The sequence below is a fragment of the Methanococcoides sp. AM1 genome, from assembly GCF_900774055.1.
GTDB lineage: Archaea > Halobacteriota > Methanosarcinia > Methanosarcinales > Methanosarcinaceae > Methanococcoides.
Map to the genome: position 1 here is coordinate 80,915 of NZ_CAAGSW010000001.1, position 13,662 is coordinate 94,576.

Annotated in this window: 11 protein-coding genes and 2 tRNA genes; 3 read left to right on the forward strand and 10 right to left on the reverse strand. The window is 45.4% G+C overall.

The window, feature by feature from the left end:
- Positions 1 to 21 precede the first annotated feature (21 nt).
- The 6 genes from E7X57_RS00435 to E7X57_RS00460 form a co-directional block, all read right to left on the reverse strand.
- A complete protein-coding gene (locus tag E7X57_RS00435; RefSeq protein ID WP_135609435.1) occupies positions 22 to 2,070 on the reverse strand; it encodes a phosphoadenosine phosphosulfate reductase family protein in 2,049 nt (682 codons plus the stop codon).
- Between the two features lie 150 nt (positions 2,071 to 2,220).
- Positions 2,221 to 3,591, reverse strand: a complete 1,371-nt coding sequence (gltA, locus tag E7X57_RS00440) for an NADPH-dependent glutamate synthase (protein WP_135609437.1) — start codon at positions 3,589 to 3,591, stop codon at positions 2,221 to 2,223.
- On the reverse strand, positions 3,582 to 4,433 hold the full coding sequence (locus E7X57_RS00445) for a sulfide/dihydroorotate dehydrogenase-like FAD/NAD-binding protein (RefSeq protein ID WP_135609439.1): 852 nt from the start codon (positions 4,431 to 4,433) through the stop codon (positions 3,582 to 3,584). The genes gltA and E7X57_RS00445 overlap by 10 nt, the downstream gene beginning before the upstream one ends.
- Before the next feature lie 237 nt (positions 4,434 to 4,670).
- Positions 4,671 to 4,743 (reverse strand) — tRNA-Asp (locus E7X57_RS00450).
- 79 nt (positions 4,744 to 4,822) lie between these two features.
- Positions 4,823 to 4,931 (reverse strand) — tRNA-Tyr (locus E7X57_RS00455).
- 254 nt (positions 4,932 to 5,185) lie between these two features.
- A complete protein-coding gene (locus E7X57_RS00460) occupies positions 5,186 to 6,391 on the reverse strand; it encodes a methionine adenosyltransferase (RefSeq protein ID WP_135609441.1) in 1,206 nt (401 codons plus the stop codon).
- Positions 6,392 to 6,704: 313 nt separating this feature from the next.
- On the opposite strand from E7X57_RS00460, the gene hisG reads away from it, so the two are divergent.
- The 3 genes from hisG to hisB are packed head-to-tail and all read left to right on the forward strand — an operon-like array spanning position 6,705 to position 8,912.
- On the forward strand, positions 6,705 to 7,559 hold the full coding sequence (gene hisG / locus E7X57_RS00465; protein WP_135609443.1) for an ATP phosphoribosyltransferase: 855 nt from the start codon (positions 6,705 to 6,707) through the stop codon (positions 7,557 to 7,559).
- Between the two features lie 12 nt (positions 7,560 to 7,571).
- Positions 7,572 to 8,312: a 1-(5-phosphoribosyl)-5-[(5-phosphoribosylamino)methylideneamino]imidazole-4-carboxamide isomerase gene (gene hisA, locus E7X57_RS00470; protein ID WP_135609445.1), complete on the forward strand. Its 741-nt coding sequence runs from the start codon at positions 7,572 to 7,574 to the stop codon at positions 8,310 to 8,312.
- A 24-nt stretch (positions 8,313 to 8,336) separates the two neighbouring features.
- Entirely contained in the window at positions 8,337 to 8,912 is a 576-nt protein-coding gene (gene hisB / locus E7X57_RS00475; protein WP_135609447.1) for an imidazoleglycerol-phosphate dehydratase HisB, read from the forward strand.
- Positions 8,913 to 8,962: 50 nt separating this feature from the next.
- Here hisB and E7X57_RS00480 read toward each other — a convergent pair whose 3' ends face one another.
- From E7X57_RS00480 to E7X57_RS00495, 4 genes are all read right to left on the reverse strand, one after another.
- Positions 8,963 to 11,065 (reverse strand): endonuclease MutS2, encoded by a 2,103-nt coding sequence (locus E7X57_RS00480; RefSeq protein WP_135609449.1) that lies wholly within the window; start codon positions 11,063 to 11,065, stop codon positions 8,963 to 8,965.
- Between the two features lie 23 nt (positions 11,066 to 11,088).
- Complete coding sequence (locus E7X57_RS00485) at positions 11,089 to 11,922, reverse strand: DUF4130 domain-containing protein (RefSeq protein WP_135609451.1); 834 nt, start codon at positions 11,920 to 11,922, stop codon at positions 11,089 to 11,091.
- Entirely contained in the window at positions 11,919 to 13,058 is a 1,140-nt protein-coding gene (locus E7X57_RS00490; protein ID WP_135609454.1) for a helix-hairpin-helix domain-containing protein, read from the reverse strand. Before E7X57_RS00490 ends, E7X57_RS00485 begins: the two co-directional genes overlap by 4 nt.
- A gap of 77 nt (positions 13,059 to 13,135) precedes the next feature.
- Positions 13,136 to 13,651: an ArsR family transcriptional regulator gene (locus E7X57_RS00495; RefSeq protein WP_135609456.1), complete on the reverse strand. Its 516-nt coding sequence runs from the start codon at positions 13,649 to 13,651 to the stop codon at positions 13,136 to 13,138.
- Positions 13,652 to 13,662 lie beyond the last annotated feature (11 nt).

Below are 13,662 nucleotides of genomic sequence, written 5' to 3' on the forward strand. Positions count from 1 at the left end.
CTATAACACACTATTAATACTTCACTCAAAGGACGTTCTTCTTGCGGACCTTCCATCCAGTTTCAGGATGTCGGAGAGAAGCCTGTCCGAATATTTCAGGACAACACAGGCATCTGTGCACCTGCCACACCGTATGCATTCATCACTTATGAACAACTTCCCCTTTTCGGATCCAAGAGCAATAGCATTAACAGGACAGACCTTCAGGCATATGCCACATTCGGTGCACTTGTTTATACGCATCAGTTGTTCTGCGGTCCTTTTGAGATATTCCCGGGCATCATCCTCAGTTCTTGCAGTAACCTTGAGACTTCCGGAAGAAAAGAATTTTATCGAATCCGTGCCTGTTCTGACAAGCAACATGCCAAGATCTTCCGAAAGAACTGTGGTTCCAATTATATTCAAAACTGCAGCAGCTTCGCTTAAAAGCACTCCACTGACAACTGCTTCAACGGTGAACCCACCTTCCCTGCAAGGAGAAAAACCTGAAGTGAGAGTGATAGCAAAATCTTCATCCACCCGGACCTGTTCAGTCCCGATCCCGAGTTCCTTAGCAAGATTTACCATCTTAGGAGGTAACTCTTTCCAGCGCCACAGCCCATGCTTCACATAATCATCCGAAAGACCTCTGGAACGTGACCACTTCAGGAGATATTCATTCCACCTGCCATATAACGATGGGTGGATATCACGCAACCTTTCATACTCCGCAGATAATTCCGCAGGGCACAGGTAGCAGCCCACCCGCTCAAAGCCGGTATCGTAGAGAGGATTGTACTCCAGCCCGCGCCAGTGTATGTAGAGCCATACCTCAATAGCACGCCAGTCCCTTATCGGGAAGATGTTCAGCTGGTCAGGAACAAAGGGATTCTTTTCACTGGCAGCAATATTTGCCCTGGAGAATGACTCATGCTTGCGCTTTCCATCAATGGTCAGGCACACACCACCACCTTCAGTGCAACGATCGATTATCCTTCCGGCAGGAGCAAGTTTACAGACCTTGCAGCACCAGCGGAAATCCTTTGCAGGCGGACCGAAGCTTTCAAGGTTATCCCAGAAAGCGTTCTCTGCTTTTTCTTCGATAAGTTCAATGCCCCGTTTTTCACAGTGGTCGTGCACAAAATCCACAGTCTCCGGAAACTCTATCCCCGTGTTCAGGAAGAAAGCGTTCACATCCCGATTCTTAAGAGCACTTAATGTTAGGTCCAGTACCACAAGACTGTCCTTTCCTCCGCTGAAAGACACATGTACAGGCAGCTTCCGGCATTCTTTCTGGTTTGCAATGCCCTTGATGGTGTTCATTGCATTCTTCCCTAATTGCCTCAGGTGAGGCAGATTGGCCTTGATGGCATCATCCATCATGGATATCTTTGGGTTCAGCATCAGACTATTGCCAAGGATCTTCCTTACCCGGATAACCGGACCTTCTGCCTGACCCATGTCCTCACTATTGCACAAAGCAATACCAGAACCAACGAGATTACCGGACACCACGATCACATGATCTCCTTTTTTGATGTTATTACTAAAGTGATCCAACATCTCTGCCTGCACCTTCTTGCCATTGAGATGGGACCTTGTCTTCTTCAGGACAACAGTCCTGCTGTCGGTCATAGAGTGCAATAACTGTGCACCCGTTGCAGATGGCTCGAACCGATGCCCCATTAGAGACATGTCATAGAACAACACACCTACCTTCAGCCCGTCAACAATGACCTCATCAGTCTTATCTTCACCAGGGATCTTGTTCAAAAGAACCATATGAAGTCCGATAGGATCGCAACCATATTCGGACAACAGCAGACCTCCAAGTACCTCACGTTCATAAGGCGAACAGAAACGTATGTCACCAGTGCCTGAAAGTTTCACTTCGAGGATCTCGCCATCACAGGAACCACATCCCGGATCAAGAAGAGGTACATTGCATTCCTTGCACCAGAAGATACGAGGATTCTCCTGTCCAACAGGCTTCCTGAAACCTTTTTTCTTTTCAGGAGAAACTTTGTTTCTATTATTGCCTTTTTTAGAAGGAGATTTATGCATCTGTGAGTCGGCCTTTTTTAAGTGCATTGACATAAAAATAGGGTTTGGTGTTCATAAATACTTCCATAACACATCAGTAATACCTGCATCCAATCGAGACTTGCAGTTCATTGTGATAGAAAAATGAAAAGAAAAGAAATGCAGATCATCATGACCTGCTTCAAGTATTCCTCAGACTTATTTTGAAAGGTGTTCGTTGATGGTCTCTGCAGCCAGTTTTCCTGCACCCATCGCACTGATAACTGTAGCAGCACCGGTCACAGCATCACCACCTGCGCAGACCCCTTCAAGGGATGTCATACCAGCCTCGTTCACAACAATGGTACCCCATGGAGTGACCTCAAGGCCTTTTGAACCGTCGAAGATTATCGGATTAGGTGAAGTGCCTATCGCAATGATGACAATATCAGCATCGATAACATGTTCGGAACCTTCCACCGTCACAGGTCGCCTACGGCCAGATTCATCCGGCTCGCCAAGCTCCATCTTGATGCATTCCACACCATTGACGGACATGTTCTCACCCTCAAGAATGCGAACAGGGTTATTCAGAAGACGGAAGACGATACCCTCCTCCTTAGCGTGCTCGATCTCCTCGCGCCTTGCAGGAAGTTCTTCATCACTGCGTCTGTAAACAATGCTTACATCATCAGCACCAAGTCTTAAAGCACTACGTGCTGCATCCATTGCAACATTACCGCCACCTACTACGATGACATGGTTACCGCGCTTGATAGGAGTATCAGATTCAGGGAAACGGTATGCTTTCATCAGGTTCACACGTGTCAGGAACTCATTTGCAGAGTAAACACCATTCAGGTTCTCTCCCTCTATACCCATGAACTTTGGAAGACCTGCACCGGTTCCAAGGAAAACTGCATCAAACTCATCCTCGAGCTGGTCAAGGGTCTTTATGCGACCGATCACATAGTCGACCTTAAGCTCTGCGCCCAGCTTCATGATATATTCGACCTCTTCCTTTACGATTGCCTTTGGAAGCCTGAATTCAGGGATACCATAGATCAATACGCCACCAGCCTCATGCAAAGCTTCGAACATGGTCACAGAATGACCTGCCTTTGCAAGATCTGATGCTGCAGTAAGCCCGGCAGGACCGGTACCTACAATAGCCACTCTCTTGCCGGTTGGCTCAGCAACAACCGGATCCTTTACACCGGACTCGCGCTCACGGTCTGCACAGAACCTTTCAAGACGTCCAATAGAGATAGGTTCGCTCTTCTTACCGAGGATGCAAAGCTTCTCACACTGTTCTTCCTGCGGGCAGACACGGCCGCAAACTGCAGGAAGGGTGTTCGTTCTCTTGATGACACCGATAGCTTCCTCGAAATTGCCTTCTTTCATTTTCGAGACAAAGCCGGGAATGTCGATGTTCACAGGGCAGCCTTCCACACACTTTGGCTTTTTGCATTCGAGGCAACGTTCTGCTTCAAGGATAGCCTGCTCTTCGGAGTAACCTAATGCAACCTCATCAAAATTATGGATACGTGCATCAGCAGGTTGTTCAGGCATTTCCTGTGTTATTGACATTTGCAATCATCCCCACAGCCTTTTTTGTAACTCTCAAGGGAATCCATTTCCTCTTTACGATACAATGATAAGCGGCTCATGAGAAGATTGAAGTCCACATCCTTTGCATTGAACTCAGGACCATCCACACATGCGAATTTGGTCTCGCCACCAATATTCACACGGCATCCGCCGCACATACCGGTACCATCCACCATGATCGGGTTAAGGCTTACAATCGTCTCCACATCATATGGATCGGTGACACCTGCAACTGCACGCATCATAATAGGAGGACCAATAGCTACGATCCTGTCTATCTTCTCATCACCGTCAAGGAGTTCCTTGACGAGGTCTGTGACAAAACCGTGATGACCTTTAGAACCATCGTCCGTTGCCACAAGAAGTTCGTCACTTACAGCATTCATCTCATCTTCAAGGATAAGCAAACTCTCATTGCGTGCACCAATTATGGAGATCACCTTGTTGCCTATTTCACGATATGCCCTGGCCTGAGGATAAACAGGAGCAATGCCTACTCCCCCACCTACAAGAACTACAGTGCCGATCTTCTCGATCTCGGACGCTTTGCCCAGAGGACCTACGAAATCCTGAAGCTCATCCCCTGCAGCCATCTTAGCGAGTTGCTTTGTTGTTTTGCCCATTTCCTGGAAGATAATGGTAACAAAACCCTCTTCTACATCATAATCTGCAATTGTCAGAGGGATCCTTTCACCCTCTTCATCAATACGAAGAATAATGAACTGACCGGGCTTTGCAGCTGCAGCCACATCAGGAGCCTCGATGTTCATTAGGTGCACATCCGGCACCAACTGACGTTTCTCTACTATTTTGTATGCCATTAGATCACTTTCACAATACAATAGGAAGTACGCGTACTTTTCACTAATATATTAATGTTATCCAAGAAATATCCATCTTATTTTAAGTTTTCTGTTCAAAACAAAAAACAGTACCTAAAGACCGATTTAGATAATAATGATAAGATGATTTGATAATTTGCAATATTAGCTTAAAGTTAATAAACATTTGTAAAAATTAGAAAATTATTACCGGCAGAATTTGCCGGTAAAATTGTACGCCCGAACCGGGATTCGAACCCGGGTCGGAGCCTCGACAGGGCTCCATGATAGGCCTCTACACTATTCGGACATTGCGTTTGATTGCTGTTGTGAGCACACCCTAATACGCTGCCAGATATATAAACCTTTCGCGCTTTTAGGATGTTTAGTCCCGCCTCCCAGACTCGAACCGGGGACATCGCGGTGCCTGCGCGGTATGTGCGACAAGTCGCATGAACCATACTACAGCCGCGCACTCTACCACTGAGTTAAGGCGGGCCTTCCGCTGAATACAGCATCCATTACACCCCACCACTGTGAGATGCAACCCCTCCATATCCATAATCATACTTATTCTTTTCGCCGTTTGAGCGAAAACAAGGCAAATAATAGAATAAATGACAGTGTAATCCAGTAAAAAAGAGTGTTAAGTGTAAAAGAAAAGGACCACAAATAAAAAAACAAAAAGAAATGGCAGTTACAAAGCCTGTTCCCGGTAACTGCCCACTTGTAAAAGACTTATTAATTCCTTCTCAGAAGGTCATGACGTCGCCGTTGACGACCATATCAGTGATCTTTGTGATGTTCTCAAGCCAGTCATCAATGACAACTTCTGCCTCAGACCTTATGTTAGCGAAGTTTGCACCTTCTTCAGGGATAATACGGGCATTTGCCACCAATGGCTGGTCAATAGGCTGTCCGATCTGGGAGAGCAACTTCACATGAACATCGCTAACCTCATCCACTGCACTTACGACATCCCTTGCCATCTGTGTGGACAGGATGTTGTAGATCTTACCAATGTGATTGATCGGATTCTTACCACTTGTTGCTTCCATGCTCATTGGCCTGTTTGGAGTGATAAGACCGTTAGAACGGTTACCACGTCCTACTGAACCATCGTCACCCATCTCTGCAGATGTTCCTGTAACGGTAAGGAAAACACAGTCGCATCCACCTTCAACATCATCCGCAGTATTGATGTGGGCGAAGACATTCCTTTCAGTATACTTGGTAGCAAGGTCAAGGACGTACTCGGTCATCTCTTCCTTTGCATTAATATAGTGGTCCATATCATCAATGTGCTTTCCCACCATACCACAGCAGATGGTAAGGGAAATATCGTCTTTGTCCCTCAGGCCCATTACCTTGATATCCTCTCCGATGCCAGGGATCTTCTTCTTTTTAAGATCGGTAAGAAGCTGCCTCTCGGTATTGTAAACGATCTGCTCAAGTTCTGAGAAAGGAGCATGACCTACACCAAATGATGTGTCATTTGCCATAGGCACATGGTCCCTGTGGAAAACATCCCTGAGATCGGAAGAACCGGTTCCAAGCTTACAGTCGATGATCATGTCGCGCTCCATATCCATGTCAACAATAGTGTTTCGGACATAGTCACGTGCGGCTTCAAGAGCAACTGACTCAACAGGGATCTCCATGCCATCGAATGTCTTGGTTGCCCTTCCCACAAGAAGAGTGTATATCGGCTTGGTAACTTCTCCACCACCGAACTGAGGATTGGACCTTCCTGCAACGATCTGAGTCTCATCAGTGTTGTGGTGAAGTACTGCACCGCACTTGTTGATGTACTCTTTACAGAGAGCACGGCTTACAGCTTCTGCCAGACCGTCACTGATACTGTCCGGATGACCTATACCTTTTCTTTCTACAAGCTCGATTTCCTGCTTCTCGATGGGAGTCTCGTGAAGGTGTTCAACTTTGATATTTCGCATCATTTTTAGCCTCATTTAATAAGTTTAAGACGAACAAGATTGAGATCCATATAAATTGAATGGTCTTTGGAATTAGCCTATAAGATGAATAAATTATATAAAATTGTTACTACCCAAGTTTCATTTAATTACTCATAGTAATATCATTGCACATGTGTAAGAATTATAACAAATGAAAGAAACAAGGAAGGAACTTCGGACCATCCATGCAATACTTATAAAGGATAAATGTATTTCAGAACATAATTCCCAAAAAAGTTAGACTAATCATTGATCATCAAAACACAGATCGTTCTGATCTTCAGAAGGACTTCAAATGATACGCATTGCAATACCCAACAAAGGAAGATTACACGACCCCACAGTAGAACTGTTCAAGGAAGCAGGCCTTCCGGTACTCGGAGGATCTAACAGAAAACTGTTTGCAAAGACCACAGATCCGGAAATTACATTCCTCTTCGCAAGGGCTGCAGACATCCCCGAATATGTGCAGGATGGTGCCGCAGACGTAGGCATAACCGGACTTGACCTGATCTCAGAAACAGAATCCGATGTCGAGATACTCCTTGATCTGAAATATGGAGGAGCAGACCTTGTACTTGCTGTACCGGAAGATTCGGAGATCTCATCTTCAAAGGACCTTGAAGGCATGCGAGTAGCGACTGAGTTCCCCGGGATCACAGCCAGATACTTTGAGAACATGGGGGTTAATATTGACGTGATAAAAGTTAGCGGCGCCTGTGAAATGACACCACATGTCGGCATCGCGGATGCAATTGTGGACATTTCAAGTTCCGGAACCACACTCACCATGAATCACCTGAAGATGATCGAAAAAGTATTTACTTCATCGATCTACCTCATAGCCAACCATAAGACACTGGAAGCAGAAGAGAAGATCCAGCACATCAAGACAGCTCTTGAAAGCGTTCTCCATGCCAAGCAAAAGAGGTACCTTATGATGAACGTGCCTTCTGACAAACTTGAAAGCGTAAAGGAAGAGCTGCCAGGGCTTGCCGGCCCCACGGTTATGAAGGTCGAATCTAAAAAGAACATCATGGCAGTACATGCCGTCGTCGATGCCGACATGATATTTGCCACCATCAACCGACTCAAGTCTGCAGGTGCATTTGACATACTGGTCGTACCTATTGAGAGAATGATACCCTGATGAGGCTACAAGATGAGCTTTGAAGTTATCCCCGCAGTTGATATGAAAGGTGGAAAATGTGTCCAGCTTGTCCAGGGTGTCCCCGGAAGCGAGATGATTTCCCTTGATGACCCCGTACAAGTTGCTCTTGATTGGGTATCACAGGGAGCAAAGACACTGCACCTTATCGACCTTGACGGTGCGATCGAAGGAAGTCGCACAAATGCACCCATAATCAGGAAAATCGTGGAAAAATGCAAGCCTCAGGGGATCTATATACAGGTAGGCGGAGGCATACGTTCCTTTGAGGACGCTGCTGCATTACTTGAGATCGGTGTTGATAGGGTCATCCTCAGTACTGCTGCATTGAAAGATCCTGAACTTATCAGCAGGCTTTCCAGTGAATTTGGAAGTGACCGTGTTAATGTTGCCCTTGATTCGAAGAACGGGAAGATCTCAATCGAAGGCTGGACAAAAGAATCCGAACACACAGCATTGGAGATGGGATCAATGTTCGAAGATAAGGGAGCTGGCACCATACTGTTCACGAACATCGATACAGAAGGACTTTTGAGCGGAGTTGACCCAAAACCTACTGAAGAGCTCGTAAAAGCCGTCAATATACCAGTGATCGCATCTGGAGGGGTTACAACACTTGAGGACATAGTCACCCTTAAAGATACAGGAGCAAGTGGTGTTGTTGTGGGAAGTGCCCTCTACAAGAAAAAGTTCACATTGACGGAAGCAATAAATACGATCACTAATCAAGTTTAAGTACAGATCGGCAAGAGGAACAGTATGAGAAATGCAAAGATCGCACGAAAGACGAAAGAGACGGATATTCGGATAGAACTTGACCTGGACGGCACAGGGTCATCAGAGATCAATACAGGTATCGGGTTCTTTGATCATATGCTCACATCCTTTGCAAGGCATGGAAATTTTGATCTGAAGGTCGATGCAACCGGTGATCTGATAGTTGATGAGCACCACCTCATAGAAGATACTGCCATTGTTCTGGGCCAGGCTATCGCAAACGCGATCGGTGATAAGAATGGGATCGCAAGGTTCGGAGAAGCTCGCATACCCATGGATGAAGCCCTGGCAGATGTAGTCCTTGATCTGGGCGGTCGAACTTACCTTGTGATAAATGCTGAATTCGAATCACCACGCGTTGGTGAGATGAATACACAGCTAGTCAGGCATTTCTTTGAGTCTCTGACAGAAAATGCAAAAATGAACCTGCATGCAACTGTTACAGGCTACAATGACCACCACAAGATAGAGGCACTTTTCAAAGCCTTCGCCTATGCACTTCGACGTGCAGTGAAAATCGAAGGTGAAGGTATCAAAAGCACAAAAGGCGTGCTTTAAAGTTTAATTATCAAAATGTAATTTCCAGGTAAGCCCCAAGCAACAGAGGCTTACTGGAATTTTTCTTTTAGTTTCCTATAGAACTCCTGTTCAATACCATCAGATCTTCTTGATAGCCTTTCAACTATGAGCTCAGGTGTGCTCTTTGCCACATAATTATATCTCGGGGTCCTCTCAACGATCAAGTTAAGGTCCTTGTCAAGACCACTAGCCTCAATTCCATCAACCCGCACAGGACATTCAGTATTCTCAAGAATAAGCTCCGAAAGATGTGATACGAATATAGACATACTATTGCTGTTCTCTGAAAGGACCTCAAGGATACCACCGATTATCTTTGCAGATGCACCAGGCTCAGTAATAGATTCAAGTTCATCGGCAAGCACGATCTTGGGAGAATTGTTAGCAACTACCGAAAAATCAACAAGAGTAGTTTCAAATGCACCTGCATCCAGTGTTCCCTTGGATTTTCCAAAATAATAGAAACCTTCTGTAAGACCGACCTCAAGGTATTTTGCAGGGGTCGGGAAGCCCATATGAGCCAGAATTATGCATTGTGCCACCAGCTCGAGCATCGAGGTCTTTCCACCGGAATTCACACCACTCAATAACACAACACCGCTCTGGTTTCCATCGGGGTCACGTGTGGTCCCACCAACTGAGTAATCGATAGGAACTACAGAACCATGCCGTGTTTTTATGAAAAGGTTCGTAGCATCTTCAAAGGCAATACCGGAACTTTCCATCAATTCCGGCATCTGGAGATCGAACTCCCTGGCAAAACAACCTATAGAAAAACCGACATCGAAATCCAGTGCTTCACGCACCATCTTTTGTGCAATATCATGGTACATGGAAAGTGCCTTTGCAATATTGCGTTTGTGCTGGACTTTCTTCCTCTGAATCTGGTTGGCTATCTGCTGCTTGAAGGCATAAAGCTGTTCCTGCTGCACTTCCAGTGGATGTGAGATATCTTCAGGGAAGAATGATTCCAGAAGCAATAGCTCACCTTTCTCAAGACGAAGTTCGCTTGAAAGTCTTTCCTTTGCGTCCTTTACAACGGAATTATAGGAATGATAAAGCTCCTTTTCAAGCAGGTCCTTTATCTCGATCTTACCATTCATGACCTGAAGCATATCCTGACCACTGAGAGTAAGTTTACTTTGTTCAAGACATGAATTAAGAGTCGCGTTTGCACCGGATATTACTTCCGAAACACATTCATCTACCTTATCCGAGATCAGAACAAGGCGATCTATCGCAGCATCTGAACCGGCTTTCACATCTCCGCTACCATCAATAAGAGAAAGTGTGCTTTTAAGGTCCTCAAGGCGATCATCCCCGACCTCCCCCACAAACCCGATCCCTGATGTACGCAACATCTGTGCCATTAGTATAGTGCTTTCCAGTGACCCGAGATTCTTTGCAAAGAATGCGATCTCAAGTTCCGGCACCATGTACCACATATCAACTTTCTGAATATCGGTCATGAACTCAGGATCAATGTCTTCCGGGAGATCAAAAGCCATGCATTTGTCATCTGCTGCTAAAACATGTGAATAACCTCTTGCGACATCCACAAATTCCCCGCCCCCCCTGACAAGCTGGACGTCCATCAGATCACCATATATCTGCTTTGCGACCTCATACTGTTTGCTGTCGGTCGTAAGTATGGCACGATCGCGTATTTTAGGAATTGCACATTTGCATTCAAGGGTTCTGATGCAGGACAGAAGGGAAACAAGATCCTGATTATCACCCATTATACGAGCTGTTTCCATATAGCCTGCTGTGGCTGTGCGTATTTCCTCTATCTTATCCCTTTTGCTTTCAGGATATGGAATATAGACATGCAGCTTATCCTTTGCATACTTTGTATGACTGAACTGCTTAATGATATCAAGAAGACGTTCATAGATATCAACACCCTCTTTTGTCTTTAGAAAATCATTCATGGTAACCCCTTCGAACTGCGCCCGAACCTCATGTACTAGGGAGATGGCATAACGCTGACCGACACCTTCTACTTCGGATATACCTGCAATATCCCCACCCATAATGGCTTCAAGAGCAGCATTCTCACTGCCAAAATGGTCTTCAAACCTCTTTGCCATCTTTTCTCCTATACGCGGAATATCCTGTAGACCTTTCATAATTTCACCTTGTAGTCCATCGGTCATGCAAAACTGTCAAGCCTGCAATTTGCTATACCTCTCTCGACCTTGTATCGATCCCTCTTCGCCATCTTGCTCATTGAAGCTGAGAACTTTGGCTGCATCTTCTTTGCGAGACCGATGTTTCGACGTGATTCAATCATCTGTGAGTCATAATAGACATCCCACAGATCATCAACATCATCTGATCCTGATGTTGACTGGAGACTTTCAATAAAAGCTGCCGTTATCTTTGCAAAGCGATCAAGTCCTATGAGATCACCATTGCCCACCCATGCTGTGGAATTCACAATCACAGCAACAGGAACATCGGGGTTTTTCCTTGCCAGCCAACTGCAGAAAAGCTCACCTATATCGTGTGGTGAATCGATCACAACAGATAATATCCCACCTTTGAACTCCGGCCGTGAGAACATGCATAGTCTTTCATATGCCCTTGACACATCGCGCATGTAATTGTAGTACCTTTTTGCAAGCCTTCCCTTGCCGGAATAAAGCTGATCAGTATCCCCATTGCATGAAACGATCAATTGTACCAGCTCAACCGGGTCACAGTCCTTGTGCCTAAGAAGAAGGTCCACATAACGCAGGGGATTCGGATCGAAACGTGCCATTCGTGTTTTTCGCTTGCCAAAGATCTCTTTTGAAAGCGATTCAGCCCTTCCACAAGGAGTGAAACCTAATCTCCGGACCTGACAATTCGAACCTGAAAAACGAAGTTTACGATCAAGTTCCCCTACATCCTTTGCAAAGACCAGTTCAGCATCGGGATCATCCCTGAAACAGGAACATGCAAGAAGGACGCCATCCACAGTAGGATTAAAAGCTATTATCATGAACATGCCCCCATGAAAGATGCCAGATTTGCCTGCCTGGAACCGTTTATCGAAATATATGGTCGTGCATGGGTTACAACAACACCCATACGCGCGAGCTCCTGCTCAGAGGCTATGGGACGTGTACGTATGATCCGGTTTGCACTTATCGGGCCGATCCCGGGTACCAGAAGCAGATCGGACATATCCGCAGAATTGATATCCACCGGGAATAGATCAGGTTGTGATTGCGCGAGCATTACTTTAGGATCAGAATTTCCAAGAAAGCCATGTTCATCATAGACATCATCAAAATCATTTGCCTTCAACCCATAATCCTTCAGCAGGAAAGACATCTGATACAATCTCTGTTCACGCCATTTCGGTGATGGCTTGCCGTCCTCAAGCGGAGTGTCAGGAACAGGATCAAAGCTCATAAAATACGGTCTTCTAAGCTCATACTTGTCCATGAACTTATCAACCGTCCTCACAATATCCTTGTCAGATTCCGACACCGCACCAACTACGAACTGTGTATCATTGGCTCCAACCAACCTGCCCATCCCAGAATACTCTTTCCTCTTCTTCTGTATGAGGTCCTTTGTCCATTTGAGTCTCTGGAGAACATCGTTCTTATAATCGAAATTCGGACATATCTCTGAGTAGTTCACTGAATTTGTAGTCTCTGCATTTACACCGAACTTGTTTGCATGTTCAGCTATTTGCTCAAGTAAGTACTTAGGAGTGCCTGGCATCACCCGTATATTGATGTAGCCTTTGAATCCCTGCCCTCTCAAAAGCTCAACAACTTCCAGCTGCTTCTGTGATGTCTGCTCGGCGTCACCCATTATGCCGGAAGAGAGGAACAAACCCTCGATAGCATTCCTTCTGTAAAAGGACCAGGTGATCTTTGCGATCTCCTCAGGATCAAGTGTTGCCCTCATTGTATCCCTTTCACAGCGATTCGGGCAATAAGCACACTCTCCTGCACAGGAATTTGATAATAATGTCTTATAAAGTTGTATGCATCTTCCATCGGGACCGAACGCATGGCAGACTGCACTCTGGTTGCAGCTGTCATATTTAGTTCCTGAGGAGAGTAATTTCATCCTCTCCGATAATGTCAGGTGTTGTTCGTTCCTTCGTTCAGCAATCATCAATTGATAGATTGCAACATAGCTATATAATCGCCAGCCAAGCGGAGTGAAAGTATTATTTTCAAAAAAAGAGAAGATCATTCCTTCACATGTATGTCAAGCTTGATCTTTGTGACAGGTTCCAGCTTCTTCCATTCTATTGTCGTATCTTCATCAAGAACACAGTTCTTAACAGATTTTTCCGAGAACTCGCCGTTTATCTCATAGACGTAAAGACCTTCTTCACCATCTGTAGAAACAATAACTTCTCGATCGCCTTTCTTCTGGACTTTGATAGCTGCAACTCCACGAAGAGCGTCAAGTAACGTTGTACCTTTTTCTACCTCTATTGATTTTGTAGGTGCAAACACATTCATAGCAAGGTAAATATTCTCCCGGTTTGGCTTCAACACGTGAGTTTTCCCGAAGATCTTTCGCTCAACAAGGTCAGCCTCTTCTAATATCTTAACGTGCTTTGCAGCCACAGGCACAGAAATACCCAACATTCTGGCAAGTTCAGATATGTGCTTCTCCCCCTCATCAAGCAATTCAAGCATCCTGACACGTGTATCGCTTCCCAGGGCATGGAAGACTTTATTATCTAACTGACTCATAAGTTTAAAGG

Excerpts from the sequence above, each read along its gene's own strand:
- E7X57_RS00495 (WP_135609456.1), bottom strand. The coding sequence starts at position 13,651 with ATGAGTCAGTTAGATAATAAAGTCTTCCATGCCCTGGGAAGCGATACA.
- gltA (WP_135609437.1), bottom strand. The coding sequence starts at position 3,591 with ATGTCAATAACACAGGAAATGCCTGAACAACCTGCTGATGCACGTATC.
- E7X57_RS00435 (WP_135609435.1), bottom strand. The coding sequence starts at position 2,070 with ATGCACTTAAAAAAGGCCGACTCACAGATGCATAAATCTCCTTCTAAA.
- E7X57_RS00480 (WP_135609449.1), bottom strand. The coding sequence starts at position 11,065 with ATGAAAGGTCTACAGGATATTCCGCGTATAGGAGAAAAGATGGCAAAG.
- E7X57_RS00445 (WP_135609439.1), bottom strand. The coding sequence starts at position 4,433 with ATGGCATACAAAATAGTAGAGAAACGTCAGTTGGTGCCGGATGTGCAC.
- E7X57_RS00490 (WP_135609454.1), bottom strand. The coding sequence starts at position 13,058 with ATGATTGCTGAACGAAGGAACGAACAACACCTGACATTATCGGAGAGG.
- hisG (WP_135609443.1), top strand. The coding sequence starts at position 6,705 with ATGATACGCATTGCAATACCCAACAAAGGAAGATTACACGACCCCACA.
- E7X57_RS00485 (WP_135609451.1), bottom strand. The coding sequence starts at position 11,922 with ATGATAATAGCTTTTAATCCTACTGTGGATGGCGTCCTTCTTGCATGT.
- E7X57_RS00460 (WP_135609441.1), bottom strand. The coding sequence starts at position 6,391 with ATGATGCGAAATATCAAAGTTGAACACCTTCACGAGACTCCCATCGAG.
- hisB (WP_135609447.1), top strand. The coding sequence starts at position 8,337 with ATGAGAAATGCAAAGATCGCACGAAAGACGAAAGAGACGGATATTCGG.
- hisA (WP_135609445.1), top strand. The coding sequence starts at position 7,572 with ATGAGCTTTGAAGTTATCCCCGCAGTTGATATGAAAGGTGGAAAATGT.